This window comes from Streptomyces sp. col6, assembly GCF_008042035.1.
Classification (GTDB): domain Bacteria; phylum Actinomycetota; class Actinomycetes; order Streptomycetales; family Streptomycetaceae; genus Streptomyces.
In genome coordinates this window covers 1-23,221 of the sequence record NZ_RDBL01000051.1, presented here as the reverse complement: position 1 = coordinate 23,221, position 23,221 = coordinate 1, and the positions used below count along the sequence as shown (strand labels likewise).

Annotated in this window: 24 protein-coding genes; 12 read left to right on the top strand and 12 right to left on the bottom strand. The window is 68.1% G+C overall.

All coding sequences use genetic code 11. From position 1 onward, the window contains the following. Window positions 1-639 (top strand): helicase associated domain-containing protein (locus tag EAO73_RS35110; RefSeq protein ID WP_191134346.1); only part of this gene is annotated, 639 nt, incomplete at its 5' end. Window positions 640-671: 32 nt separating this feature from the next. Here the strand turns inward: EAO73_RS35110 and EAO73_RS35105 are convergent. The 5 genes from EAO73_RS35105 to mobF all read right to left on the bottom strand — a co-directional run bounded on the left by EAO73_RS35105 (window position 672) and on the right by mobF (window position 6,381). Next, window positions 672-1,355 (bottom strand): hypothetical protein, encoded by a 684-nt coding sequence (locus tag EAO73_RS35105; protein WP_147975582.1) that lies wholly within the window; start codon window positions 1,353-1,355, stop codon window positions 672-674. Between the two features lie 747 nt (window positions 1,356-2,102). Next, entirely contained in the window at window positions 2,103-2,351 is a 249-nt protein-coding gene (locus tag EAO73_RS35095; protein WP_147975581.1) for a hypothetical protein, read from the bottom strand. 138 nt (window positions 2,352-2,489) lie between these two features. Next, on the bottom strand, window positions 2,490-3,317 hold the full coding sequence (locus EAO73_RS35090) for a hypothetical protein (RefSeq protein WP_147975580.1): 828 nt from the start codon (window positions 3,315-3,317) through the stop codon (window positions 2,490-2,492). A 671-nt stretch (window positions 3,318-3,988) separates the two neighbouring features. Further along, window positions 3,989-4,432 carry an RNase adapter RapZ gene (locus tag EAO73_RS35085; protein ID WP_191134345.1) on the bottom strand — a complete coding sequence of 148 codons (444 nt, stop codon included), beginning with the start codon at window positions 4,430-4,432 and terminating at the stop codon, window positions 3,989-3,991. Window positions 4,433-4,569: 137 nt separating this feature from the next. After that, window positions 4,570-6,381 carry a MobF family relaxase gene (gene mobF / locus EAO73_RS35080; RefSeq protein ID WP_224756593.1) on the bottom strand — a complete coding sequence of 604 codons (1,812 nt, stop codon included), beginning with the start codon at window positions 6,379-6,381 and terminating at the stop codon, window positions 4,570-4,572. A 435-nt stretch (window positions 6,382-6,816) separates the two neighbouring features. On the opposite strand from mobF, the gene EAO73_RS35075 reads away from it, so the two are divergent. The 4 genes from EAO73_RS35075 (at window position 6,817) to EAO73_RS35055 (ending at window position 11,770) form a co-directional block, all read left to right on the top strand. Continuing rightward, window positions 6,817-7,122 carry a hypothetical protein gene (locus EAO73_RS35075; RefSeq protein WP_147975578.1) on the top strand — a complete coding sequence of 102 codons (306 nt, stop codon included), beginning with the start codon at window positions 6,817-6,819 and terminating at the stop codon, window positions 7,120-7,122. A 684-nt stretch (window positions 7,123-7,806) separates the two neighbouring features. Beyond that, window positions 7,807-8,376: an RNA polymerase sigma factor gene (locus EAO73_RS35065; RefSeq protein ID WP_147975576.1), complete on the top strand. Its 570-nt coding sequence runs from the start codon at window positions 7,807-7,809 to the stop codon at window positions 8,374-8,376. After that, a complete protein-coding gene (locus EAO73_RS35060) occupies window positions 8,376-9,254 on the top strand; it encodes a hypothetical protein (protein ID WP_147975575.1) in 879 nt (292 codons plus the stop codon). Before EAO73_RS35065 ends, EAO73_RS35060 begins: the two co-directional genes overlap by 1 nt. A gap of 1,829 nt (window positions 9,255-11,083) precedes the next feature. After that, window positions 11,084-11,770, top strand: coding sequence for an HNH endonuclease family protein (locus EAO73_RS35055; RefSeq protein ID WP_191134347.1), 687 nt, complete (start codon window positions 11,084-11,086; stop codon window positions 11,768-11,770). Window positions 11,771-11,830: 60 nt separating this feature from the next. Here the strand turns inward: EAO73_RS35055 and EAO73_RS35050 are convergent, their stop codons facing one another. Then, window positions 11,831-12,421 (bottom strand): hypothetical protein, encoded by a 591-nt coding sequence (locus tag EAO73_RS35050; protein ID WP_147975573.1) that lies wholly within the window; start codon window positions 12,419-12,421, stop codon window positions 11,831-11,833. A 250-nt stretch (window positions 12,422-12,671) separates the two neighbouring features. Between EAO73_RS35050 and EAO73_RS35045 the strand changes: the two genes are divergently transcribed. From EAO73_RS35045 to EAO73_RS35015, 7 genes are all read left to right on the top strand, one after another. Continuing rightward, on the top strand, window positions 12,672-13,211 hold the full coding sequence (locus EAO73_RS35045) for a DUF6207 family protein (protein ID WP_147975572.1): 540 nt from the start codon (window positions 12,672-12,674) through the stop codon (window positions 13,209-13,211). A 79-nt stretch (window positions 13,212-13,290) separates the two neighbouring features. Then, complete coding sequence (locus EAO73_RS35040; protein ID WP_147975571.1) at window positions 13,291-13,641, top strand: hypothetical protein; 351 nt, start codon at window positions 13,291-13,293, stop codon at window positions 13,639-13,641. Between the two features lie 5 nt (window positions 13,642-13,646). Further along, window positions 13,647-13,982: a DUF6233 domain-containing protein gene (locus tag EAO73_RS35035; protein ID WP_147975570.1), complete on the top strand. Its 336-nt coding sequence runs from the start codon at window positions 13,647-13,649 to the stop codon at window positions 13,980-13,982. Window positions 13,983-14,927: 945 nt separating this feature from the next. Next, window positions 14,928-15,746 (top strand): hypothetical protein, encoded by an 819-nt coding sequence (locus EAO73_RS35030; RefSeq protein WP_147975569.1) that lies wholly within the window; start codon window positions 14,928-14,930, stop codon window positions 15,744-15,746. A 68-nt stretch (window positions 15,747-15,814) separates the two neighbouring features. Beyond that, window positions 15,815-16,450 carry an endonuclease domain-containing protein gene (locus EAO73_RS37005; RefSeq protein WP_147975568.1) on the top strand — a complete coding sequence of 212 codons (636 nt, stop codon included), beginning with the start codon at window positions 15,815-15,817 and terminating at the stop codon, window positions 16,448-16,450. 112 nt (window positions 16,451-16,562) lie between these two features. Then, the gene (locus EAO73_RS35020; protein WP_147975567.1) at window positions 16,563-17,717 is read left to right on the top strand and encodes a ParA family protein; all 1,155 of its coding nucleotides are present in this window, start codon (window positions 16,563-16,565) and stop codon (window positions 17,715-17,717) included. Continuing rightward, window positions 17,714-18,904, top strand: coding sequence for a ParB/RepB/Spo0J family partition protein (locus EAO73_RS35015; RefSeq protein WP_147975566.1), 1,191 nt, complete (start codon window positions 17,714-17,716; stop codon window positions 18,902-18,904). The genes EAO73_RS35020 and EAO73_RS35015 overlap by 4 nt, the downstream gene beginning before the upstream one ends. A 270-nt stretch (window positions 18,905-19,174) precedes the next feature. Here the strand turns inward: EAO73_RS35015 and EAO73_RS35010 are convergent, their stop codons facing one another. From EAO73_RS35010 to EAO73_RS34975, 6 genes are all read right to left on the bottom strand, one after another. Next, a complete protein-coding gene (locus tag EAO73_RS35010) occupies window positions 19,175-19,591 on the bottom strand; it encodes an NUDIX domain-containing protein (protein ID WP_147975565.1) in 417 nt (138 codons plus the stop codon). 315 nt (window positions 19,592-19,906) lie between these two features. After that, a complete protein-coding gene (locus EAO73_RS35000; RefSeq protein WP_147975583.1) occupies window positions 19,907-20,341 on the bottom strand; it encodes a hypothetical protein in 435 nt (144 codons plus the stop codon). Then, on the bottom strand, window positions 20,341-21,000 hold the full coding sequence (locus EAO73_RS34995; protein WP_147975563.1) for a GGDEF domain-containing protein: 660 nt from the start codon (window positions 20,998-21,000) through the stop codon (window positions 20,341-20,343). The genes EAO73_RS35000 and EAO73_RS34995 overlap by 1 nt, the downstream gene beginning before the upstream one ends. Window positions 21,001-21,471: 471 nt before the next feature. Further along, window positions 21,472-22,158, bottom strand: coding sequence for an ATP-binding protein (locus EAO73_RS34985; RefSeq protein ID WP_224756590.1), 687 nt, complete (start codon window positions 22,156-22,158; stop codon window positions 21,472-21,474). Window positions 22,159-22,208: 50 nt separating this feature from the next. Then, window positions 22,209-22,664: a Pycsar system effector family protein gene (locus EAO73_RS34980; protein WP_147975562.1), complete on the bottom strand. Its 456-nt coding sequence runs from the start codon at window positions 22,662-22,664 to the stop codon at window positions 22,209-22,211. A gap of 18 nt (window positions 22,665-22,682) precedes the next feature. After that, a partial coding sequence (locus tag EAO73_RS34975) for an RRQRL motif-containing zinc-binding protein (protein WP_318153314.1) occupies window positions 22,683-23,221 on the bottom strand: 539 nt, incomplete at its 5' end.

Sequence of the window (23,221 nt, the reverse complement as noted above, 5' to 3'; positions counted from 1 at the left end):
ACCCTCGCCGCACCCCGCCACGCCACCGCCCTCGACAAACCCATCGGCCAATGGCTCACCAACCTCCGCCGCCCCGAAGGACTCGGCAAAGACACCGACCGCGCCCGCCGGCGCACGGAACAGCTCACCGCAATCGACCCCGACTGGAACCCACGACTCCTCGGATGGACCGTCGACTGGCAACGCTCCTACACCGGCCTGCACTCGCTCCTGAACGCCGGGAACACGCTGGAAGACATCCAGCCCGGAGTGACGTACCACGGCGACGACATCGGACGCTGGGTCCTCCGGCAGACACGRGACTGGACACAACTCAACACCGAGCAGCAGCGGCGGCTCGAGGAACTCGGGGTACGACCACGAGCCGCTGTGAAGGCTCGTGGGGGCGCGGCGCGAAGCGGGGCGAAGACCGGGGCCGGGAAGGGCTCTGAAGCCTTCCAGCGGGGTGTTCAGGCCCTGCGGCAGTACATCGCACGCGAAGGGACAACTGTTGTCGGGCGGCAGCACACCGAGGAATTGCCGGACGGGACGTCCGTGCGCCTGGGTGTGTTCCTCAGCAACCACAAGAGCCGGCGCGACAAGTTGAGCGAGGACCAGCTCGCCGCCCTCGCCGACTTGGGGCTGGAGTGGGCGGCGTAGCTGGTTTGGCTTGGTACCTCAGCGCATGACGGTTATGCGGGCTGAGTATCGAGTCGCTCATCGAGTACGAGTGTGTGGCCCCGCTCGCTGACCGTGCCGGGTTCGAGATCTTCGAGCCAGGTTCTGAACCGGCGGTAGAGGGGACCGCAGGCACCCCTATTGGGGTCGGTGTCCATGATTGCCAGGTAGCCGGTCCGGCCGAACGCGGTATTCCAAAGCTCTTCGAGGATTGTCACGAGGTTGTCGCCGGAAACCTCGATCGTCTGCATGCCGTTGTCCTGCTTGGTGATACGCCCTGGGGAAAGGTTGGGGTTCTTCTTGAAGGTCGCTTGCTTGGCTACCGGCCCGGCCTGACCCGGGCTGTCCTGGACGGCACTGGTGAGCCACTCCGGCGACCAGGCACCGAAGGCCCTGCGGGCGAGGAACGTCCAGGTGTCCTCGTGGCAGGTGAGTGCGACATAGGAGACCGTGGCTGCCTTATCAAGAACGTCGAGATGCGCGCGGTACAGGGAGGTGGTGGTTTCTTTTCGGCGGGCTTCTTCTGCCGCTCGCTCTCGTGCCTGCTCCTCTTGCTGCTTCGCCTCTTCGAGCCGTTTCTGGCGTTCTTCCTCGCGGTCCTCCTCGCGCCAACGCTTCTCCTGCTCCCACTTCTCGGCAGCGATAGCCCGCTTCTGTTCCTGGTTCGCCTGCCATTGCGCAGCCAGAGCCTTGAACATCCAGTTCCTCCCGCTAGATACCGGATCTTGATGATCCCGGACCGGACCTGGCCTACGGGGCGGGTCTGCCGAATTGCCTGGTCCGTATCCGGCCAATTCCGGACCCGTAGGCGTGGCTCTCGCAGGAGGGCCCGAGAGCGGCTTGAAGGCTGGTGTTGACGGACTGGGTCAGGTGCGTCGGCGCAGAAACCAACGGCTGGGCTTGGGCTCTGGCACCACCTCGCCCTTCTCCCGATCGTGGCGCTCGATACTGCCTCGAACCGTTTGTGCGAGCAGCTCGGCCGCGAAGGCCCGCCCCTTGCACCGGTCGCAGAGCGTGGGGTGGGTCTCCGCCTGGGTGCCCCAGCCGGTGGCTGGGTCGCCTTTCAGCGTTCGTCGGTGAACTTCGTCCCGCAGCGCACACACGCCGGGCGCTGCGCTTCCCGTTCCGCCGCCCGCTGCTCGGCCTCCTGGCGCTCACGCTCCCGGGGCCTCCCGCTCCCGGGGCCTCCCGCTCCCGGGCCCGCTGCTGGGCCCAGTGGCGTTCCAGGGCGGCCTGGCGGCGGGGGTTGCCGATCGCGCCAAGGAGTGTCTGCGGGCTGGAGCGGCCGAAGCCGTGGAAGACCTGGCCGTGCGGGCCGCGCTCACGGAGGTCGGGCAGACCGAACCGGGCACCGAGCTCCCGGACCGAAGGCCCTCGCCGTGCTCAGCGATCCACTCCCGAACCGCGCAGGACGGCCTCCTGCCGCGGCGACAACCCGGCCGGGTTCACGCCGATCGCTCCCCGCGTCGTTGCCCAGACGCACGGGCGCGGCGGCGCAGCTCCACCCGGGCCGCCGGCACACCGCCGAGAGTGGTCGACCAGAACGGGTGGGTGTGCAGGAGGACCGACAACCGCAGCAGACGTCGGCGCAGCACGGTGGAGTGGCGGGGGTTCGGTACGGCCAGGGCGTCGTAGGTGGCGTTCCATGCCTGCTGCGCACGGATGAGGCTGTCAGGGAAGCGGAGGGAGTCCATCCAGCGATTAGAGCATTTGTTCGAATTCATGTGCCATTCAGCCCTCCCCCGCTCCGGCGTGCGGCGCACCGGATGTAGACGGGCGTACCGGCCACCCGTCGGTCGATCGGTGCGCGTCCGGCCCACCCGTTCCGGGGCTCATGAATGCGTGATGGCCACCTTGTGCGTGACAGCTGGCAGTGGGCTGTCGAGCGGAATCGAAGGAAGTCGACGCATCGTGCGGCCCTCGACCCACGCGTTGAAGATCTCGACCAGGAGACAGAACTGCTGGTGAGGTGAAGGTTTCGCGCCGCCCTTCAGAGCGGCAGCGGCGTGGATCCGCTCGCGCAGAAGGTAGACGGGGTCATCGGCTGCAAGCCCCGTTCCGTCCGTGATCCGTTGAAAGTACTCGTCGGCCAGGGCGGGGTAGGTCTGCCCGGCGTTGGCGATGTACCACCACACGCAGCCCAGGGTGGGCATGTTCACCGCCCCCGAGAACCGACGGTAGGTGGAGCGGGCGACACTCACGCAATCCCGCAGCATGGGGTTCGCTTCGATGAAGTCGATGAGTTCGTATCCGGAAAGGCTGTCGCGCCCGCCACCGTGCTTGCGGACAGTGCCTTCGTTCTGGAGGCGGTAGACCCAGCGGGCGAGCGTTTCGAGCTTTGAGGCGTTGTTCTCGCCGTTGAGGGTGAGCGTCTCGTGGACTCGCCGCGGTCGGCCTGTGTCTGTGTACTGCTGGGCTTCATGGTCGATTCCCACGGCGATGCCCGTTACGAAGGCCTGCCCGCTGTCCACGATGGCGGCGAGCCTGTGCTGGCCGTCGATCATCAGGGCCCACGCGAAACTCGGGTGGTGCCCGAACTTGAGCGTGTCGCCGGTGGTCACGAAACGCTTGTCCCGCATGGCCTTCGCGTGGCGGGCCCGTGCAAGAGCGACCATCTTGCGGTTGTGGTGATTCCGTTCGTCCAGCAGGACCCTTGCCATCGACGGAGTGATCCTCACGAAGGCGATATCCGGGGCCCTGCCGTCCAGTTTGATCTCGCCGCCGCCCTGACGCGGAAGGTGCAGAAGTGTCGGACGCCTCATCTGTGGCGCCGCGCTAGCTGCGGGTCCGGGCTTCAGTGAGGGTGCTGCCATGCGCTTTATCCGCTCTTCCTACCGGCGGCCACGTTTTGTGGCCGCTCCCTGCCGGGACCCTAAGCACCACGACGATCAACTGCTGATCCTCCCGAGGAAGCGAGAAAGCATTTGAGGCGATCACCCGTGTCCGAACACCCCTGGCTTCACAAGGAATCATGAACACGCCGTCCACATCGCACCCCAGGAAGCACCTGATCTGCCGTCGCTGAACCGGATGAAATAAATGCCCATGCTCAGCGACGTCCAGGTCACCCGCACTGGCTGAGGGCCCCGAAGTGCCCGTACGCATCGCAGCAGGCAGGCGCCTGTATCACGCACCCCCTTGACCACGGCCTGACCGGCCGCCAGGAGCAGCGTCGGCAAGAAGAAACACCCGCCCGCAGAACTCGGTCAAGGGGGCACGACATCGGTGTGCCCGGCTGCGTGGCAGTCGCCACTCAGCGCGCTTCGCCTCTGCACCGGGTGGAGCCCATCGGGTGGACTCCACCCGGGCAGCTGGCCACCGCGTGATGGGGCTAGGCAGGAGTGGAGGAGGACAGCACGGGATGGTCGATGTGATGGTGCTCGATCTCCACCTCGTACTCGCCGCCCATCGCCGCCCAGACCCGGTGGCCGACTGCCTCCGCCACCGCAACTGAACGATGCCGGCCTCCCTGGCACGCCACGGTCAGCCGGGCAACCCTCCCCACGGGCACCTCGTCGACCAGGAGGCGGAGCTGGATCGCGGTCCGGTTGATGAGGTCGCGGGCACCGGGGGTGCTGAGGACATGGTCGTAGACATCGGCGTCGAGACCGGTCCGGTAGCGCATGGTCGGATCGTCGGCGGGATTGCGCAGCGCCCGGCGCAGATCGACGTAGAGCCCGTCGGTGACCAGGTCGTACGCGCCCTGATGGCGGGCGCCGATGGAACGGATGACCGCAGTGACGATACCGCGCCCCTCAAGGATGGTGGTCTTCATGCCCACCACGATTCCGGCACGCCCACCACGGCGACAGGGGTTGCCCGTTGCCAACGCCATCACCGGCCTCGCCGACGACGAGGCCGCACGTTCAGGTCAGCTGATCTCTTCCTGCGGCTCACGCCGGTTGCCGTCTCTCACTGGTTGCGGCCTGCTCCCCTGCACTGGTCGGGCCGGTTCCCGTGGTGGTACCGCTGGTCCGTGGGCTTGACCGCGTCAGCCGGCTGCTCGGGCGTCGGCCGTTCCTCCATGGCGCGGCGGCGGGCCTCAGCGGCGCGGGCGTGGGCGGCGAGCCGGTCCAGATTCTTGGGTGTGCGCAGCCACGTCGCCGGGTCGGTCGTGCGGCCCTCCAGGTACTCGGCGGGCATCGCGGCCTGCTGGTGGGCGTGGACGGCGGCGGCCCGCTGCGCCGGTGTGAGCGAGGCGTCCCGGCCGGGGTGGTCGACGACGTGGAGAGCGGATGCGGTCTTGCCCTCGATGTCCTGGTGGTCGGCGGGTGCGGAGACGGTCGAGGTCGTGGTCGCCGCCTCGGTGGCGGTGTCGGCTCGGATGCGGGCGTCGCGGATCGCGTTCTGCACGGCGAGGCTCGCGAGTCGGGCGCGCTCGTAGCGGCTGGACTCCCGCGGCGGTGTGCCTTGGGCGGGGGCGATCCACCACCGGTTGGGCACCGGGAAGTCGGCGGTGTAGGTCATCCGGTCCGGTGTCGGCGCCCCACGGCCGGGCTTGGTGACCGTGTGGCGGCGGGAGTAGCGGAGCAGGGCCCGGTCGGCGATGGAGTCGTCCAGGCCGTGGGTGAGCTCTCGGCCGCGCAGCGTCTCCAGCAGGTGCCGACGTGCTTCGGCCAGGATGTGGCGCCGGGAGAACTTCTCGCGGACGGTGAAGACGACCGCGGCGACGTCGACGGCGGCGAGCGCCACGTCCACGGCGGGATCCACCCGCGCCCGGATCGCCGCCCCCGCTGCCCGGCACCTGTCCAGGAGGCCGTCGATGAACGCCTGGCCGAAGCAGAGGATCGCGGAGGCCCGCCACCACGCGAGCAGCTGCGCGAGGGGCTTCGGGTTCTTCTTCGCGGGGCGGGTCTCCTGCGCCGCCCACCAGCCCAGGGCGTGGCGGCCGCGGTCGCCGGGCAGGTGGTCGTGGTCCTTCACGTACCTGTCGGTGAGCGCTTCCAGGGCGTCCTCGATGCGCCGGCGGCGGGACGCCGACCAGGTGATGAGGTCCTCGGGGACTCCGGCGATCTCCATGACCGGGCGCAGGCCCGGCGTGACCTCGCGCGGCACGGTCGCCAGGCCCAGGTTTTCGCACACCTCGGTCGTCATGGTGAGGGTGTAGAGCGTGCCGGCGGCCACCACGTGCTGGTAGAGGCGGTAGGTGTCCAGCGCGCCCCAGACCGGATCGCCGTCGGCACCCGGGCGCTGGACGCGGTTGAGGATCAGACAGTGCTCGTGCAGGAGCGGCAGCCCGTCACGGTTGTCGAAGTGCCGGAAGGCGGCGACCAAGAGCGCGGGTGTTCTCGCGCGGCCGCGGCCTGACGCCCACCGGCTCTCGGCAACCTCGTCCTCCAGCCAGCGCAGCGCCGTAGCAACGGCCCGCTCGTGGGCCCGCTCAATGACCCGACGCGTGTGGTCGTCGCCCAGCGCCCACAGCACGACCAGCGACGCCTGCGGCCGGAAGGTGAAATCCACACCGAGCAGCGGGGTCTGCTTGCGTGCCTCGGTCTCCTCGATCGGCTGCCCCAGCACCGTCAGTCGGCGGGCCGTGGCCGCGTCTACGCCGTCGTCCAGGAGGCCGCGCTCGATGCGGTCGGCGTCCGGGTGCCGGCCCTCGCCGAACAGCAGCTCCAGCTGACGCTCCGACACCTGGCCGCCCTCGGTGAGCCCCAGCGCACGCAGACCACGCCCCAGCCACCGCCCCGGTGGGAGCCCGGCCAGCTCCTGGGCGTCCTTCAACGACTGCCCGACCGGGCGGTGACCGTCACCGGACGCGACTCCGCATATGTAGTACCGCCACCACGCGTTACGCCTCTAGATCTTCGCGACACTCAGCATCGCCCCAGCACACACCGGCCATGACCTGCAGAAAAGCGCGATCCCGTGAGGCGGGAGGGTTCACCGGAACCTCACCGCCTATCCCGCCCGCCGGGCAATCGAGGCGACGTGGTGCCCGCCCGGCGGACACCACCAGGGCCATGCAAATGCTGCGCGGCCCCCAGTCACACACGCCTCACCAACACCAAAACCGCCAGCAGACGCCTTCACCGTCAACCAACACACATCTACGCACCGCTCCCCCACTCAGTGGCCAAGGATGCCGCCGCCTGCACCACGTCACCGACTCTCCGCCCCCGGCAACGCCGGGGGCTTCTTGCTGCCTGGAGGACCGACGTGCCGACCTACGAGACCACGCCGCACTTCACCACCGACCTAAGCCGCCTCTCCCCCGCCCAGCGCCGCGCCTTCAACCACGTCGTCACCCGCGCCTTCGTCCCCGACCTCCGCGCCGGCCACTTCCGCACCGGGCTCCGCGTCAAGCGTGTCCAGCGCACACCGGGCATCTACGAGCTGACCTGGTCCATGGGCACCGGCCCCGCAGGACGCGCAACCTTCGCGTACGGGGGCGAGGTCCACGCCGGCACACCTCACGTCATCTGGCGCCGCATCGGCACCCACGGGATTCTGGCCCATCCCTGATTGGCAACCTGCGGTTGGCGGGCGAAAGCGCCGCGCATCACGTACACGACGGCGACGGTGGGCACGGCGGCCAAGGCGACGTCGACCACCGGCCGCACCCGCCACATGCCGGCGGCCGCCGCCCGCACGCGCACGCGACCGCATCGGCCAGCTGCTCGGCGGCGCCCGGTCAGCGGTGGGCGGTGAGCGAAGGCAGGGCGCGTGAGGTGGCGCAGTAGGGCGCATGGGGAGCGGAATGGGGGCGTACTTGCCCATTTTCGTGTGATGCGCGTCACTCGCGGCGTTGAATGATGCAGGTGAGGCGACTAAATGTGATTAACCGATGACCGTGTGTGCGAAATGGTGAGGCTGCCATGTAACCCGGATGGGGGTGCGAATCGGTAAGAGGTCAGAACACACACCGTGGTGTTCTGCCCGAAGGCCACCGTCGCCACCGGGCTCCGATCTGGATCAAGAAGGAGGCTTCGTGGGGCCCACTCGGACCCGGTACGCGCATGGCTCGGCCTGCGCCTGTCGGATGACCACCGCGTGCTCCGGAGCCGTCGAAGGGCCTGTGGCGGGCGTGGCCGCCCAGGCTTGCTCCACTCCGGGTCGGGACGGCCTCCGGCCCGCCCTGGAGACCATCCAGTACCCCTCGGCCGGGTCGAGCACCCGCACGAACAGCGCCACAGCAAGGGGTGCCCGATGACCGACCCATTCGGCAGAGAGCGCGACCTCGTCGGTCCGGATCCCGAACCGCCCAAGCTCGACCCGCGGGGCGAGGCGTTCTTCCGGGACCACATGGAAACCTTCATGCGCATAGCCGCCTACCGCGTGCGCAACCCTCACGACGCGGAGGACGCCGTGATGGACGCCGTGGTGACGATGCACCGAAGGATCGAGCGAATCCTCGCGGCCTCGAGCCCGATTGCCCTTGCGACCAAAATCCTCGGCGATGCGATCAAGGACCACCACCGACGCAGCGTACGGATCGCCACCAGGGAACACCTGGTCCCCGAACTGCCCTCCACCTCCTATTTCGTGGAGCTGGGCCGCTACGACCTGCTCGACCGGGCAATGGAGGAGCTGGAGGTCATCGCACCGCAACAGGCCCTGTGCGTTCAGCTGTACGACCTCGTCGGGCTCTCGTACGCCCAGGTCGCGGAGATCGCCGAAAGCACCGAGAGTGCCGCGCGGGCGAACGTGAGCCGAGGACGCAAGCACCTGACCGAACTCATGGGCACGGAACTGCCGAAGGAGAAAGGGGACTCCTGATGCTGGAAGACCTCCTGAACCAACTGACCGGGGCCGTCAACAAGGAAACCGACCGTCACACCGAAGCGCCCAGGCGCACCTCGGACCGGCCGACCGACGGGGCACAGACTCCGGACGAGGCGGGAACGGAGGAAACGACCGAGCTGCTGGCCCGCCAGGCCGACACGATCCGGGCACAGGCCCTGTCCCACAGCACCGAGGAATTCATGCAGCGCCTCGCCGCGCGGATCGCCACCGAGGCCCGGCAGCCGGCACGTGTGCAGTACGCGTCCGCGGTCCCGGCCGCCGACGCCCTCCACCCAGAAGAGGCTGCGGAGATCACTCAGCTCGCTCCGCCGACCGCCGGCCCCCTCGCGAGAACGGACCGGCCTGTCGGGCGGCCGCACACCCGCCCCCGGCGCCGGCGCCGGCGTCCGACACCGATCAACCCGTCCGACGCGAAGGCCAGCCAGGCCCTGGCCTTCGGATACGTCACCGAACTGTGCAGCACCGTGCTGCAGTCACAGGAGATTGACACCCTCTCCGCCTTCGCAGCCGACTACGACGAAGCCGGAGCACGAACCTTCGGATGCCTGCTCTACAGCCTCGACAAACGCGAATCCGCAACGTACTGGTGGCGCTTCGCAGCAGGCGCCGGCGACGCCCTCGCCGCGCATCTGCTCGCCGCCCACCACGCAGCAATCGGACCCACCGCTGACTCTCGCGTCTGGAGAGCCTTCGCCAGGATGCTCGGCTTCAGCCCCGAACAACACGTACCCCAGCCGGTACGGCACCGGACCGAACTCGCACCCGGCTTCGCCCGTGAACTCCCACTGAGGCACGAGACACGCCTCTTCCTGCGCTACCCACACGTCCCCGACGCCCTCGTAGCCAGGTAACCCCCACCGCCCACCCCATCACGGCACCCGTCACCGCCCACACGACCGGTGTCCAGGAGGCATGCCCATGAACAACATCATCGAGAACGTCATCGCCGGCGTCATCGTCGCCGCCATCGTCTGGCTCTCCGCCCGCGCCTGGGCCCACTGGCACCGCAAGGAGAACACCGACTAGGCAGGAACTTCCTGCGGATCACGGGCCGAACTGTGGCCCACCTACCTGGGACCGCGGCCGGCCAGCCGCACATCACATCCGGCGCCACACGGACATGCTCCGCGCAGCCCCTGAACCATCCTCAGAAGCCGCAGCGCCTACTACTGCTTGTAGTACGCGCGCCGTGGCCGCTGGCCGGTCCGACTTTCCACGCTCGGAGTGAAGCCACGGCGAATTGCCCCGCCGGGCGGGTACCGCACCGCTACGAAGATCACGAACCGTCTTTGCTGATCTCAAACTTGATGTCCACGCCTTGTGTCGATAGGGCGGAGGGGCACCTGCCGCTAGTTGCATGGGCATTCGAGGCCGGAAAGATGGCGAGAAAGAGGCTTGCTTTTTGATCAACCAGCCACAAAGGGCTTGCGGAACTCGCCCCATGAGGCGCGCTCTTTAATGCCTTGCCTTGCACAAGTGAGTGAACTAGGATCAAGATCACTCAAAAGGGGAGGGGAAAATGCTTACAAAGAGTTCATTTGTTCGCGCAGCTGGTCTCGTTCTTGTTTCCGGCGCCTTGGTTCTGGCGAACGCTAACCCGTCGGGTGCGGCTGCTGCGGCTACCACAAAAACGGCGAGTTGCTCAACCACTGGGGCGAGTGGCTCTTCCAAGACTTCCTGGAACGGCCACCCTTACGACGAGCAGCCCGTCACGCTTAGCGTAAAGGATACTAGCGCTGATGGATACTCCGTTCGCGTGAGGTACCTGACGCAGCAGGAAAGTGGTACGCCACGCTATTGGCCGTGGCACAGCAATACCGGGGGCAATGGTACAACTAAGGTCTGGTCCACGTCCGCGAAATCGGATTACGGCATCTGGGGCTTCGGTGTTGAGATTGCCCGATTTAAGGGTGATTCCTTGCTGAACTCCTGCGTAGGCTGGGCCCCTTAACTGGTGGCGAGATCCCTGGCGTGAGATTTTGTGGCGCTAGTATGTTGTGCCGGGATTCTGGCGTGGCCGCCCGATTCCCTCCGGCCTTACACGCGCCGACTGCCGTGGGAAGTTGAGTGAGGCTGTGAAGAGGCCATCCTGTCGTCGGGATGGCCTCTTCGTCTGCGTGGCAGGTGCGCCTGTGAATTAACTTCAGTCGCAGGATATTTTCCGGAGGCTTTCAAGGCCGGAGTTTCCTTGTATGCCTTGCGCGTTTTCCACGGCCTCAGCGACATTGCACGCGCGGGGTTCAGTTGTGTGAGGCAGGCAGTTGAGAGAAGTGACCAATCCAAAGCTGATCGCTCCCGACCACAAGGGTCTCGCCATAGCGCACACCTCCGGCACCCCCCTGGACAGGTCAGACGGAGGTGGCCGCACTCGGACGCGTACGTCGCACAACGCAACTGTCACCGCACCACGGTCCTCACGCCGCCGGCCACGCTGGGACTGGACGCCGCTGGAACACGTCGGCCCTCTCCACTTCCTCTTCATAGGCGCGCCGGTCAGGGATTCGCTCGGTGCTGGCCCGTCATGCCCGGCGCACACCCCGGCCACCCAATCGAGTGATGGACCATCAGAACATTAGTTGAGCTGGGATTATGGTCGCCCATCAGCTCCGACCTGCTGGAGTGTTCCGTGACGCTGCGCCGCCTCGGCTTCCTGTCCGCCGCCCTGCTCGCCACCACCGCCATGACTGCCTGCACCACCGAGACGACGAAGGCGGACGACTCCAAGCCCGCCGCCACCGAGTCGAGCAGCAGCACGTCCTCCTCCCTCTCCGGTGCGCCCGGCGGAGCACCGGACGGTGCCGGCCTTCCCTTGGCCGACGCGATCAAGAAGATTCCCGTCGCCGCGGAGAAGCGGGCCGGGTACGAGCGGGACAGCTTCAAGCACTGGGTCGACGAGGACGAGGACGGCTGCTCGACCCGTCAGGAAGTCCTGATCGCCGAAGCCGTCACCGCCCCCAAGCAGGGTGAGCGGTGCGCCCTGACCGGTGGCAGCTGGCGCTCCTACTACGACGAGGCCGAGGTCACCGACGCAAGGAAGCTCGACATCGACCACATGGTCCCGCTCGCCGAGGCCTTCGACAGCGGCGCCTACGACTGGACACCCGAACGCCGCCAGGCCTACGCCAACGACCTGTCCGCCGAGCGCTCCCTGGTCGCGGTCACCGCGAAGACCAACCGGTCCAAGGCCGACAAGGACCCGGCCGCGTGGATGCCGCCCTCCGACTCCGCGACCTGCACCTACCTCGTCGACTGGACCGCCACGAAACTCCGCTGGGGCCTGACCGCCGACGAAGCCGAACAGAAGGCCCTCCTCGAACGCGCCGAACCGTGCGGCGACTCCGTCGTCCAGTACGAGAGCGCCTCCTAACGGCGAGCGGCCACGGTCCGGATCTCCTTCCAGCCGAACGGTTACGCACGCCGCCTGCGGTCAGGAGCGGCGCGCGTAACGGTACAGACGAGTACGGGCATCCTGTGCGGTGAGGCCGAGGCCGGTGGCGATGGCGTCCCAGGACTGCCCGTCGGCCTGCGCCGCGAACGTGGCGACCTCCGCAGTTTCGGCGAGAGGGTGCTCGAGGACGGTAAGGATGCGCAGTGCGGCCAGCGGCGCATCATCGGCCAGGACGTCCAAGCGGCTGCGCAGCTGCGTGAGGAGGTCGGTGACGTCTTCGGGGATGGGGACGGTGCGGCTCTCGACGTCGGTGATGTGCTTTTCCCAATCGGCGTGGGGGCCGCTGGTGTCGTAAGCGTCCGGGCCTTCGGCGGCGGCCTGCTGCCAGTCGATCGGGTGGCTGGTGGTACCGCGCCAGCCGCACGAGCACGAACCGCGCAGTGCGGTCGCGAGCGGGGCACGCCCTTCTCCGTCGTAGACCCACCAGTCACTGGTCTCATGCATGGCCGTGCCGCTGCCAATGTCGAAGACCACCGGCTTGGGCTCGGTGCCGTCAGCCAGCACCGCGCCAGGTCGCCCCCGGTGCGAAGCGAACTCCTCCGTGTCCCAGGGCTCCTCGGTCTCCTTCATGACATCCCACCCCGCTCCCCGCGGACAGCGCTCCGCGGCCAGATCGCCAGTTTTCGTCCCCGACCCTGTCGGACGCCGGTCCTCGGGGGAGGCGAAATACCCGAACCGGTGAATGCCAGATCGGCGGGCGGCAGGCCGACCGTGCGCTGCATCCCCTTGCGGCACGCGGCTCGTTTTCTTCCGGGTGACTGCATGGCCCGGCCCGTAACCGCAGCCGGTCTGAGACGTCTGGCAGGACATGGAAGACCACATGGCACGGCATCTGTCCGAGCCCGGGACGGGCTACGTCGACATCGTCGCGGCCGACGAGCCGGCCGTTCTGCAGATCGCCGAGCTTCTCGCACAGACCTGGACATCGAGCGGACCGCCCACCGTCCGGCACCTGCCGGAACAGGCGGCCTTCACCGGGCGGGTCCACCTGGACACCTCGCTGCCGGCACCCGGCAAGACCCGGGTACTGCCCGCCGACTGGGTCCGCTACCCCTTCCCGCCGTGGGGCGGCCGGCTGGACGGGGCGAAACCGACATGCCTGCGCCGACGGAGGAACCACCAGGCGTGCGAGCGGCAGGCCGCTGAATGGCCCCGCGGATACGGCGCCGATGACCCCGGAGCCTGCTGGTCGCACCTGAGCAAGGACGAGCAGGAGGAGTGCCTCCGGGTACGGCAGATGTACCGGGAGGCGTTCTGGGCGCTGAAGGAGCAGCACCAGCAGGAGGCGGGGCACGGCCGGGACGAGCGGTGCAGCCACTGCACGTGGTCCCCGGGAACGGGGCCGCAGCCCGCGTTCTGACGGGGCCGTCCGGGTGAGCGCACTCTGAGGGTTCGGCGTGCCCTCGCAAACTGAATTCGAACAGTCGTACTATTCATGTGTGTCCACGTACGACTTCCCCCAGGACCTGCGCGACGCCCAGCTCGCCCTCCACCGCACCCGTGCCGCCTACGAGCAGTACGCCAGGACCCTGCCGTGGTCGGCCGAGCCGATGCCCGGGTGGGAGGCGGACAAGCAGCTGCACTCCAGCTACCGCTCCGCCAAGCCCGACAGCCCCGGCTACACCCCCGAACAGCACGAACAAGTCCAGAAGTACCGTGCCGGGCTCCTCGAGCTCAGCGCCACCGTGACCACGCACCCCTACTGGGCAACGCTCAGCGAGGACGTGGTCAAGGCACGGATGGCACTCAAGCACGCCCACGAAGCACAGCCCGACGGCGAGACGGGCTGAGCACCATGGCCGGCTCCGGCTCCATATCCCCGCTGGACAAGTGGCGTGCCACGCGGGAGTACCTCGCGTGGCAGCTGCGCTGCGCCGACCAGCGCGTCCGCGAGCTCGAAGCCGAGGAGGAGCAGGAGCGGCGGAAGGCGGCCCGGGAGCGGGAGCGGGTGTCTTTCAAGATCCAGCCGCAGCGTTCGCACGAGGGTGCGCTCCTGCACCGTGGGGACTGTGCTCTCTACAAGAGCTCCTTCGGGTTCATCAGTGCCGAGGACGCGGCCGTCGCCATCGACGAGCCCGATATCGAGGCCTGCCCGGTCTGCCTGCCCGACGACGGCCTACCGCCGGTGTAGCCCTTACGGCTGGCACGCCTCACGACGCCGTGAGGTCAGGGCGCGGAGCGCTTCTTCGAGGCGATGGTCTTCCTGATCCTGGCGCCCATGCTCGTGGGCGCGCTGCTCGGCCCGATACCAGGCCAGAGCAGCATGGTGGATTCCAAGGACTCCGCAGGCTCTTGCTTGCCGAGGTTCGGCAGGTGGATGCCGGTCAGCAAGTTCGGAAGGTCAGCCTGGGCTGTGCGATGCCGCCGGCCTATAGACATGCATGACGTCGCCGACCCCAACATGCAGATGAAGCAAGTGATATCAGTCACATGTGCACCTGGCGGGCCGTTTGGATCATGCGCGGTGTATCCGCAGGCTGACACGCGCTTGACCTGCGTGAATGCAGATTGAGCGCTAGTTGTCGGCGGCGTACGCATAATGCGCGGACTTCGGTCACTCAAGCCGAGTGTTCAGGCCGGGTAGCTAGTGACAACGCCCCCTCAGTGCCCGGCGGTTGTCGGTCGCGTGCCGTAAGTTCAAGGCGTCGAAAGACGCCCTTCGCATGACGAAGGGAGACCTGGAATGCGGCACATCGCTGTCGAGGCCGCGCCGCAGCCCGAGGTCTCCCTCTCATCGTCGTCGGGCTCCTACCGCCATAAAGAGATGGGAGAACCGTTGACTCAGACCGAAGGTACCCCAGAGGTACGACAGAGTCAGGGACGTGCTGCGGGATGGCTCACCGCGGTCGTCGCTGCCGCAGGGATCGCGGCCGGCACACTGCTGGCCCTGACCGGGCACTCAGCAGGTGCGACAGCAGTCAGCAGCATCGCTGCGGCTGCACTCGCCGCTGGTGGAGTTCAGATCACGGTGAATGTGCGCCGATGAGCTGCCTGTGGGCGCCGGCACAGCGCTGGCGCCCACAGAGATTCCAGCCCAGGGTGTGGCCAAGACAAGCTGACCGATGATGATGTCGCAATGCAGACACAGCGTGCAGAGATATACGCCCGGTGCAGCGCCGAGATCGATGGCAACCCCCACGCTGTTGGGGCCGAGGCCATCTTCGATCAGGCACTGACCAACGGTCTCGCCGCGATCGTCTCCGCCCAGTGGGGCGAGAAGGCGGTCATGAACAAGTACGGCCGGGTGAAGTCAGCCACCGAGCTTCTTACCGTGGTTGAAGGCAAAGCCGAGAAGGAGGGGTCCGAGATCTACGTCATTCCTGACCCGGAGCCGGCGTCCGAGAGAGATCCCGGAGACTCGCCCTGGCCGTGGGCCGAGGATTCGGACCTGCCCGACCTGGACACACGCATCAACGTCGCGGTGCTCCGGGAGGGCATCAAAGGGACGCAGGCGGTGCGGCACGGTAGGGGTGAAGGCGGATTGGCCCGCGAACACATCGACGCTCTGCTCGCCCTCGACGACCACGAGAGCCTGCGGAGCCTCATGACTGAGCACGCGGACCGCGCCTGGGACAGCGCGAGGGACGAAGATCTCCACTCCCGTGCCCGCGCGGCCGCACTACTTCGGCGGATCGGCGACGAGGCTGCAGCCCGTAGAGCGGAAGAAGCCGCCGAACTGCACACGCCGTACCACCCCAAGCACAACCCTGAGGGTCTCGCCCTGGACGACTGCCCAGTCTGCGGCTACACCGCATTCAGTGCCGACTGCGGCGATGAGCTTGGCATGGGCATCGGGGTGGGGCAGTGCCTCGTCTGTCATTACGAACGCTCCTGGGACACCGCGAACGATGAGGCCCGGAGCCTGTACTTCAAAGTTCGCTGGGCAGACGACTGAGCTAAGGCAAAAGCTCGTTGTGCGTGTGATTGGCAACTTCAATCGATGTTCCGCTTAGAGTGCCAGGAATGACGCCCTCGACCTCCTTCGTGAATGGTCAGGGTCTGCTCTCTCCGGGCCTTCCAGCAGGCTGGCCCTGTACGCAGGGACACCTCCCACGAGCCAACTTCGGTCCTGAACTCGCAAGGCGGGACTCAGCGCAGACGGGGCTGTACCACCTGTGGAACCCGCAGACGGGGGCGAACACCATCGCTTGCCATCACTTGGGGTGTGACCCCTCCGAAGAGGAGCTGGGGCCGCCAACGGCTGCGGTCCTTGTTCCGCGCGACCAGCGATGCCGCACTTGGCTGTGGCCGCTCTACATCCCCAGGCCCTTGGTGGGACCCCTCCCCCATCAGTGGGCAGGTGAGCAGATCCCCCGCTGGTACGTGTGGTGGCGCCTATACGAACTCCAGGACGGTCGTTGCGCCACCTGCGACTGCTCCCCGGCCGCCGTGGACCATGACCACACTGATGGTGCGGTTCGAGGTCTCCTGTGTGTCTCCTGCAACTCGCTGGAGGGCGCGTACGCCAGGGGCCAGCGTGAGTGTGCTCACGAACATGCCTGCTTCAGCGCCTATTGGGATGCCCCGCCGGCAAAGGCGCTCGGTTGGATTCAGGTAGGCCGCACATATCGGCGTCGGCTCTGTGATGTCGCCTCATAGGTGTGGCATGTACGAGGCCCCTGTCTCGCCGCAACGCTTGAACCAGCGGCCGCGTGTGTGCATTCGGGTGGGTCGACATCCCTTCCTGAACTTCGGTGAGTAAGGTAGCGCCATGACCGCCCCATACAGTCCCGATGATCGGGAAAAGGTAGTTGCTAAGCTTCCTGCTCCGCTACGGCAGGAACTGAAGGTCCGTGCTGCGGAGTTGGGCGTCGATATCAAGGATGCCGTCACGGAGGGCGTTCACGCCTGGCGCAGCGCTGATATGCCTCGCCCTCAAGTCGATACATCGGGGGGCGCTTCGTTCGCCACGTACCTGCCGACTGGCTTGTACGGCGAGTTCAAGGACGTCTGCAAGGCCCGAAGCGTTTCGTTCAACCAGGGCATCGCCCAGTCGATTCGGCTGTGGCTCGACAGCCACCCGACGCCCCGGCGCGCCCCCCGCACGACCGGTGCGCGACGCCTGATCTTCGGGAACCAGAAGGGCGGCGTCGGCAAGACGGCAACATCAGCGGGCGTTGCGGAGGCGCTTGCGGAGATCGGCCAGCGGGTCCTGCTCGTCGACTTCGACCCGCAGTGCCACCTCACCAAGCAGCTCGGCTACGACATGCTCGGCATCGATGCCCCCAGCCTGGCCAAGCACATGCTGGGCGAAGGAAAGGGCGCGCTGCGTAGCCTGCTGGTGCCCATAGAGGAGGGTGCCTTCGGTGGCCGGCTCTTCCTCCTGCCCGGATGCAAGGACGCATTCCTGCTCGATGCGAAGCTGGCGACCACGCGCCACGTCCGCATCAAGGAGATCGCTCTGGAGAAGGCGCTGGAGCCGCTGGAAGGCGAGTTCGACTTCATCGTCATCGACTGCCCGCCCAGCCTGGGCTACTCCATGGACACGGCGCTCTACTACGCCCGCACCCGGGATGGCGAGGAGCCCAGCGCGTCAGGTGTCGTGATTCCGGTCTTGGCTGAGGACAGCTCGGCTGACGCCTACGACATGTTGTATGACCAGATCGAGGACCTCTCGGAGGATCTGGACGTGGCGATCACCAAGCTTGGCTTCGTCGTCAACATGTACGACAGCCGCAAGGGATACATCGCCACGTCGTCGCTCGACAGCTGGAAATCGATCGGTGACCCGCCGGTCCTGGCAGTAGTCCCAGAGCGGAAGGAGCAGCGTGAGGCCAACCGTCTGAAGGCTCCTTTGCTCTCCTCCGCGCCGGACTGTGAGCAGTCCGAGGCGATGCGGACCGTGGCTCAGGCGGTGAAGGGATGAAGGCTGCGGACCGTCTGGGGACTGGGTCGTCGTTCAACAAGGTGCCGCGCGGTCGCAGCGACCGCGGGCGGGCCAAGGCCGTAGTCGAGGGCGAGGTGCCGTCCTACGAGCTGGTGCGGCTCCGTCTGAGTGAGGTGACGCCCACTCCCCTGAACCCTCGCCGGAACTTCGGGACGGACGAGCAGAAAGCCCGTTTCGGTGAGGAACTGCGGGCTGTACAGCTAGCAGCGTGTGTCGCTGTCTCGCGCGATGCGTACCTGGCGCTGTGGCCTGAGCACGCTGATTACGTAGGCAAGGCAGACTATGTGCTGGTCAACGGTGAGCGCCGTTACCGCAGCGCGGATCATGTCGGTCTTGAGGCGCTCGACTTCGTGGTGCGGAACGACCTGGCCTCGTCGAGGGAAGACTTCGTAGATTTCCTCCTCAAGGAGAATCTCGACCGTGAGGACTTCGATCTCGTAGAACGGGCTCGGGGTGTCCAGGCACTGGTAGAGGTCTGCGCTGGGGAGGGCGACGCCGGTGCCCAGACCCGGGCCGCTGAGCGTCTGGGCAAGTCCAAGGCCTGGGTGACGAACCAGCTGGCCTTGCTCACCCTGCCTGAAGGCATTCAGGAAAGGCTCAGTGCTGGCGAACTGCCTGAGCGGGATGGCCGGCTGCTGGCTCGCCACTTCAAGTCACAGCCAGAGCTGAGCACCGACGATCTCCTGAAGCACCTGGCGTCACACCGGGAAGCACAAGCGCAGAAGCGGGACGAAGAGAAGGAGCTGCTGCGGGCAGCTAAGAGCGGGAGCGTGTTGACCGCGGTCAACACAGAAGCCGTCGGCGTAGGCCCTGCCAATCAGCCTGACGTGTTGACCGCGGTCAACACGTCAGGGCCGGTGGCGGGAGACACGAAGCCCGGCGGTGGAACGCCGGGGGTGTTGACCGCGGTCAACACCCCCACTCCCCCGGCACCCGAGCTCAAGTCATCTGCCAGCCCCGGGATCGTTGCCTCCGAGCCGACCTCTACCTCATCCGTGCCGTCGCAAGGTCGCGCGGCCAAGCCCAGCGGCGAGACCGAGGAGTACGCGCAGGTTCTCATGAAGGAGCTCGGGGAGACGCCAGCAGCTCAAGCGGCGTCGATCGCATCGGCTCTCTCTACGGCCGAGCTGACGGCCCTGATCGAGGCGCTCCGAGCGCACATCTAGCCGTTCCCTGGCTCGATCAGCATGAATGGTCGGCCCCTGGTACCACGGCGGTGTTGACCGCGGTCAACACCGCCGTTCGCCGCAGAATCCGGAGGCGTGTCTCCGCAGCTTCTTGTTGACCGCGGTCAACGCCAGACGCCTCATGCTGAGGTACCGCCGGCTGACGAACAGAGCTCGCTCCCCGACAGTCGGCCCCTCGAGTTAAGGGTCAAAACGCAAAGAGGGCCCGGTCCTCCCGCAAGCGGGTGGGACCGGGCCCTCAGTAGTCCTTCAGTGGGTGGTGGCCGCGCGGAGAATGTCGGCGTGGTCGAACGCGAGCTGCTCCGGCAGGTTGTTCAGGGGCCACCAGCGGGCGTCGCGGGCGTCGTCCTGGGCTGCGACCAGGGTGTCGGTGGGGACGACGGCCGCGTAGGCGACGGTGACGTATCGGCCGCGTGGGTCGCGGCCGGGGGAGTCCCAGACACCGATCTGGCGCAGGTCGTCGGCGGTCACCAGGAGCCCGGTCTCCTCGGCTAGTTCGCGGGCGGCTGCGGCGCGGCTGGTCTCGCCGGGGTCGACGTGTCCGCCGGGCAGGGCCCAGGTGCCCTCGTACGGGGGCCAGTCGCGCTCGATGAGCAGGACGTCGCCGCTGGGTGTCAGGGCGACCACGTCGGCGGTGTAGCGGATGGTCTCGAACGTCTCGGTCATTTGTCGTCCTTCGGGTGAGGCGGGTTGTGTGGTCGTGAGGTCAGGCGTGGTCGTCGCGCCGGCTGCGCCCGGTCTGGGCGTCGGAGGCGAACCGGCCGCGAAGGGCCTCGGTGGGGTTCGCTGCGATCCAGGCTTCGGCGCAGCTTTTGTGTGCTGGCTCGCCGGTGTGGGAGCGCAGTGGTGTGGGTGTGCTGCACAGGGTGCAGGGGTGGTCGTGTCGGCGGTCGTAGTGCCGGGGGTCGCGCCAGTCGAGGAGGCTGCCGGGGAGCGGGATGGGGCCTGGCTCCCACAGCGGTCTCTTGGAGCGGGTGCGGGTCACTGCCGGAACGCGGGCAGCTGCTGGAGGACCTGGTCGACGAGATGGTCCGTGGGGCGCCAGGGTCCGAGTTGCCCGCGTGCCGGGATGGGCAGGGGCAGCTCTTGGATGTCGGCGAGCACCAGGTGCCAGGCATCTGGCTGGGCCCACTCGGAACAGAGCGTGGAGCGGTCCGGGTCCTGGTGGCAGTCGGTGATCCGGGCGATGCCAATGACTGCGCCGGTGGTGAGTTCGCGGTGTCGGATCGTGCGGGCGACCAGCGGGGTGCGCAGGGCGTGGCGGTCGGTCTGCTGTCCCGCGTGCAGGAGGACCCATCCCGGTTGCCAGGGCCGGGGTCGATTCTCCACGTCCTTCCCGGCGAGGACGCAGGTCGCCCAGGGCTGACGGATGGTGATGCCGCGGATCCATTCGCCGGCGGGGAGCGGGGTGAGGATCACGCGGCTCGTCCTTTGAGGTTGGTGCCCGGCCGCCCGGAGCGGCGTCCGTTCACGGACGGGACAGCGGCGTGGGAACGGTCAGCGAGGACCACGCGACCGCTGTGCTTGCCCTCGTACATGGCTGTGTCGGCGGCGCGCATCAAGGTCGGCAGGTCGGTGGTTGCGATGGCGGCCGGGGTGGCTGCGCCCAGCGAGACGCCCAGGGGCAGCAGCCCGTCCTCGTACGGGACGGGGCGGGTCATGAGGCGGGCGAGGTGTTCCAGGCGCAGCTCCTGGTGCCGGGGCTCGATGCGGGCCAGGGCGGCGAACTCGTCGCCGCCGAGACGGCCGACGGCGCCGCGGGGCCCGGCCCACTCGGTCAGCCGGGTGCCGATCGCGGCGAGCGCGGCATCACCGGCCGCGTGCCCGTATGTGTCGTTGAGGGCCTTGAACCTGTCGGCGTCTGCGAGGACCAGGACCACGTCGCCGGGGTGGCGATCCAGGAGGCGCTGCGCGCGGGCGGTGAACTCCGTGCGGCGCCAGGTCCCGGTGAGGGGGTCTCGGTTGGCCTGGGTGAGGCGGTGGTGCAGGACGGTGCTGTGGAGGGTCCATCCGGCCAGGGGGAGGGCCATAGCGGTGATATGCAACGCCTTACGCGGTAACGCGGCGGTAGTCATACTGATTGCTTCCTTCTCGTCTCATCCACGGGAATGGAGAGCCCGGGAGCGCTGTATCAGCAGCGTTCCCGGGCGTTTGCGTTGCGGGGTGGGGTCAGAGCGGGGGGGGCCGGCCCGGGTCATGGGCAGGAGGCGAATGCGTAGCGCGGGCCGGTTCCACCAGCAGTCGCAGGCGTCTCGGTCGGGGTATGGGTCGCTGGGCTGCCAGCCGCTGCCGTGGCAGCGCGGGCAGCAGGCGTTCGGTATGGCGGCCAGGGTGATGTGGTGGCGGCCGGCGCACAGTTCCCAGTGAGCGGCGCGGGGGACGGTGGCTGCGGCTGCTGCCGTGCCCGGGAGGGTGGCTGCGAGCAGCAGAGCGGTCCTGGTCCTATCGGCGTGCCCAGGCCGGGCTGTGCGCGGTCACGGGCCCTTGCGGAGTTGCCCGGGACCAGCGGGTGTAGCCGATGGCGCTGCACACGTAGCTCGTGTGCATCAGGCTTCCGGCGTCGTCGATGCGGTCGTGCAGCTCCTCCAGGTGCCAGTCCGCCGACGCGAGCCGGTCGAGGAGCCATCGGGTGTCTTCTCCTGTGAGCTGGTCCGGCCGGGCCGCCAGTTCGGTGATCCGGGCTCGCTGCTCGGAGACGTAGCTCTCCCCGTCCGGCGTCGCCTCTGTGTGCGCCCCGGTGGTGTTGGCGAACAGGACGTGATCGAAGCCCTCTTCGCGCGGGCGGCGGTCATGTCGGCGTGCTGGCGCCGTACGACGTGCTCGGGCACCGCGCGGTCCGGGCTTCGGTGGGCCTGGCGCTCCAGGCAGACCGAGACCGGGGTGGGAACTACCAGCGCGACGGTGGGCACTCCGTTGTCCTGGGCCATCCGTACGAGGCCGGCCCTCACCCTGGCCTCGGTGTTCGTCGCGTCGATCAGCGTCGTGCGCTTCCGGGCGAGGCGGGCCTTCAGCACGGTGTGCATCACGTTGACCGCGGACAGGGTGGCCGACTGGTCGCCGGCCTCGTCCGAAACCATGGCCCTGAAGCGGTCGAGCTCCAGGACCTGCGTGGAGGGCCAGGTGCTCGCCCAGGTGCTCTTGCCGCTGCCCGCTGCGCCGATGAGGGCGATCAGCGAAGGGGCCGGGATCGTCGTGCCGACGGGCAGCGTGTTGTCCAGGCGGAAGGGGCTCATGCGGATTCTCCCTGCGGGTCGAGAGCTCGGGTGGGGTGGGTGCGGGCCCGTCACAGCGCGAGGCCGGCTGCGGCCAGGGCGAGCAGGGCCAGGGCGGCGAGGCTGAGGTCGACCGCCCAGCGCAGGTGGAGGTACTTGCGGACCGCGAGGGTGGACAGCACCCGGATGCGGGCGGCTCGGTTGTCGGCCTCCATACAGGAGCGGATGCCGTCCTCGTCGAGCCGCGCCCAGTAAGGGAAGGAGGCGCGGTCATCCGCGCGCAGGCGGGGCCGGACGACCAGGAGCAGGAGCACGGCGGCGGCTCCCAGGGCGAGAACGGCGAGGGCTCCGGCCGTCTTGGTCACGGCCGGGAGGTCCGTGTCGGCGATGGAGGCGAGCCCGGCGAGGACCACGCCGTTGAAGGCGAGCAGTAAGGACGCCTTGCCGTCCGTACGTGCGATCTCATTGGCGACCGAGGTGCAGGCGGCGTCGAGATTCTTGTCGGTGGCGGGGACCGTATCGGTCATGGGTGGTTTCCCATCAGGTCAGGCGGCCAGCTGGTGGCGCACCGGGGTGGTGGATGCCATGTAGGTGTCGGGGCTGGGCTCGTAGCCGCGGGCGCAGGGGTCGCAGCAGCCCACGGTGCGTAAGGGCAGGCAGTAGAAGTACCGGCGCGCGCACTTCGGGCAGGTGCTCCTGGCGGCGATGGCACGGTCCAGCGCCAGTTCCTGAGCCAGCGTCGGGACGCGCTTGGGCACCGCCAGGTCGATCCGGAGCAGGTAGCCGCGTGTGGGGTGGCGGCAGGACCAGTTCGGCCGGGTCGCGCAGAGTTTGCAGCGCAGGATCGCGATCGGGCCGGTGTTGCGGCCGGGGCTGAGGTTCATGGCCCTCAGCTCGCGGCGGGTGACGAGCCCGGCCGGGACGGCGCCGCGGTAGTACTCGGGCAGTAGGGCGTCGCTGCGCGGGACCTTCGCGACCGCACGGCGCGGGCGCCGCTTGCGCGGCATCACCGGCTCCAGGCGTCGGGGAGCCGACGGGGGCGGTGCGGGTGGCGGGGGCCGGGCCGTTGCGGGCGGGGCCGTCC

Coding starts and splice junctions, on each gene's coding strand:
- EAO73_RS35030 (WP_147975569.1), top strand. CDS start 14,928: ATGCAGACACAGCGTGCAGAGATATACGCCCGGTGCAGCGCCGAGATC.
- EAO73_RS37005 (WP_147975568.1), top strand. CDS start 15,815: ATGACGCCCTCGACCTCCTTCGTGAATGGTCAGGGTCTGCTCTCTCCG.
- EAO73_RS35055 (WP_191134347.1), top strand. CDS start 11,084: ATGACTGCCTGCACCACCGAGACGACGAAGGCGGACGACTCCAAGCCC.
- EAO73_RS35035 (WP_147975570.1), top strand. CDS start 13,647: ATGGCCGGCTCCGGCTCCATATCCCCGCTGGACAAGTGGCGTGCCACG.
- EAO73_RS35090 (WP_147975580.1), bottom strand. CDS start 3,317: ATGGCAAGGGTCCTGCTGGACGAACGGAATCACCACAACCGCAAGATG.
- EAO73_RS34980 (WP_147975562.1), bottom strand. CDS start 22,664: ATGACCGATACGGTCCCCGCCACCGACAAGAATCTCGACGCCGCCTGC.
- EAO73_RS35020 (WP_147975567.1), top strand. CDS start 16,563: ATGACCGCCCCATACAGTCCCGATGATCGGGAAAAGGTAGTTGCTAAG.
- EAO73_RS34985 (WP_224756590.1), bottom strand. CDS start 22,158: ATGAGCCCCTTCCGCCTGGACAACACGCTGCCCGTCGGCACGACGATC.
- EAO73_RS35065 (WP_147975576.1), top strand. CDS start 7,807: ATGACCGACCCATTCGGCAGAGAGCGCGACCTCGTCGGTCCGGATCCC.
- EAO73_RS34995 (WP_147975563.1), bottom strand. CDS start 21,000: ATGACTACCGCCGCGTTACCGCGTAAGGCGTTGCATATCACCGCTATG.
- EAO73_RS35045 (WP_147975572.1), top strand. CDS start 12,672: ATGGCACGGCATCTGTCCGAGCCCGGGACGGGCTACGTCGACATCGTC.
- EAO73_RS35105 (WP_147975582.1), bottom strand. CDS start 1,355: ATGTTCAAGGCTCTGGCTGCGCAATGGCAGGCGAACCAGGAACAGAAG.
- EAO73_RS35050 (WP_147975573.1), bottom strand. CDS start 12,421: ATGAAGGAGACCGAGGAGCCCTGGGACACGGAGGAGTTCGCTTCGCAC.
- EAO73_RS35015 (WP_147975566.1), top strand. CDS start 17,714: ATGAAGGCTGCGGACCGTCTGGGGACTGGGTCGTCGTTCAACAAGGTG.
- EAO73_RS35010 (WP_147975565.1), bottom strand. CDS start 19,591: ATGACCGAGACGTTCGAGACCATCCGCTACACCGCCGACGTGGTCGCC.
- EAO73_RS35060 (WP_147975575.1), top strand. CDS start 8,376: ATGCTGGAAGACCTCCTGAACCAACTGACCGGGGCCGTCAACAAGGAA.
- EAO73_RS35095 (WP_147975581.1), bottom strand. CDS start 2,351: ATGGACTCCCTCCGCTTCCCTGACAGCCTCATCCGTGCGCAGCAGGCA.
- EAO73_RS35085 (WP_191134345.1), bottom strand. CDS start 4,432: ATGAAGACCACCATCCTTGAGGGGCGCGGTATCGTCACTGCGGTCATC.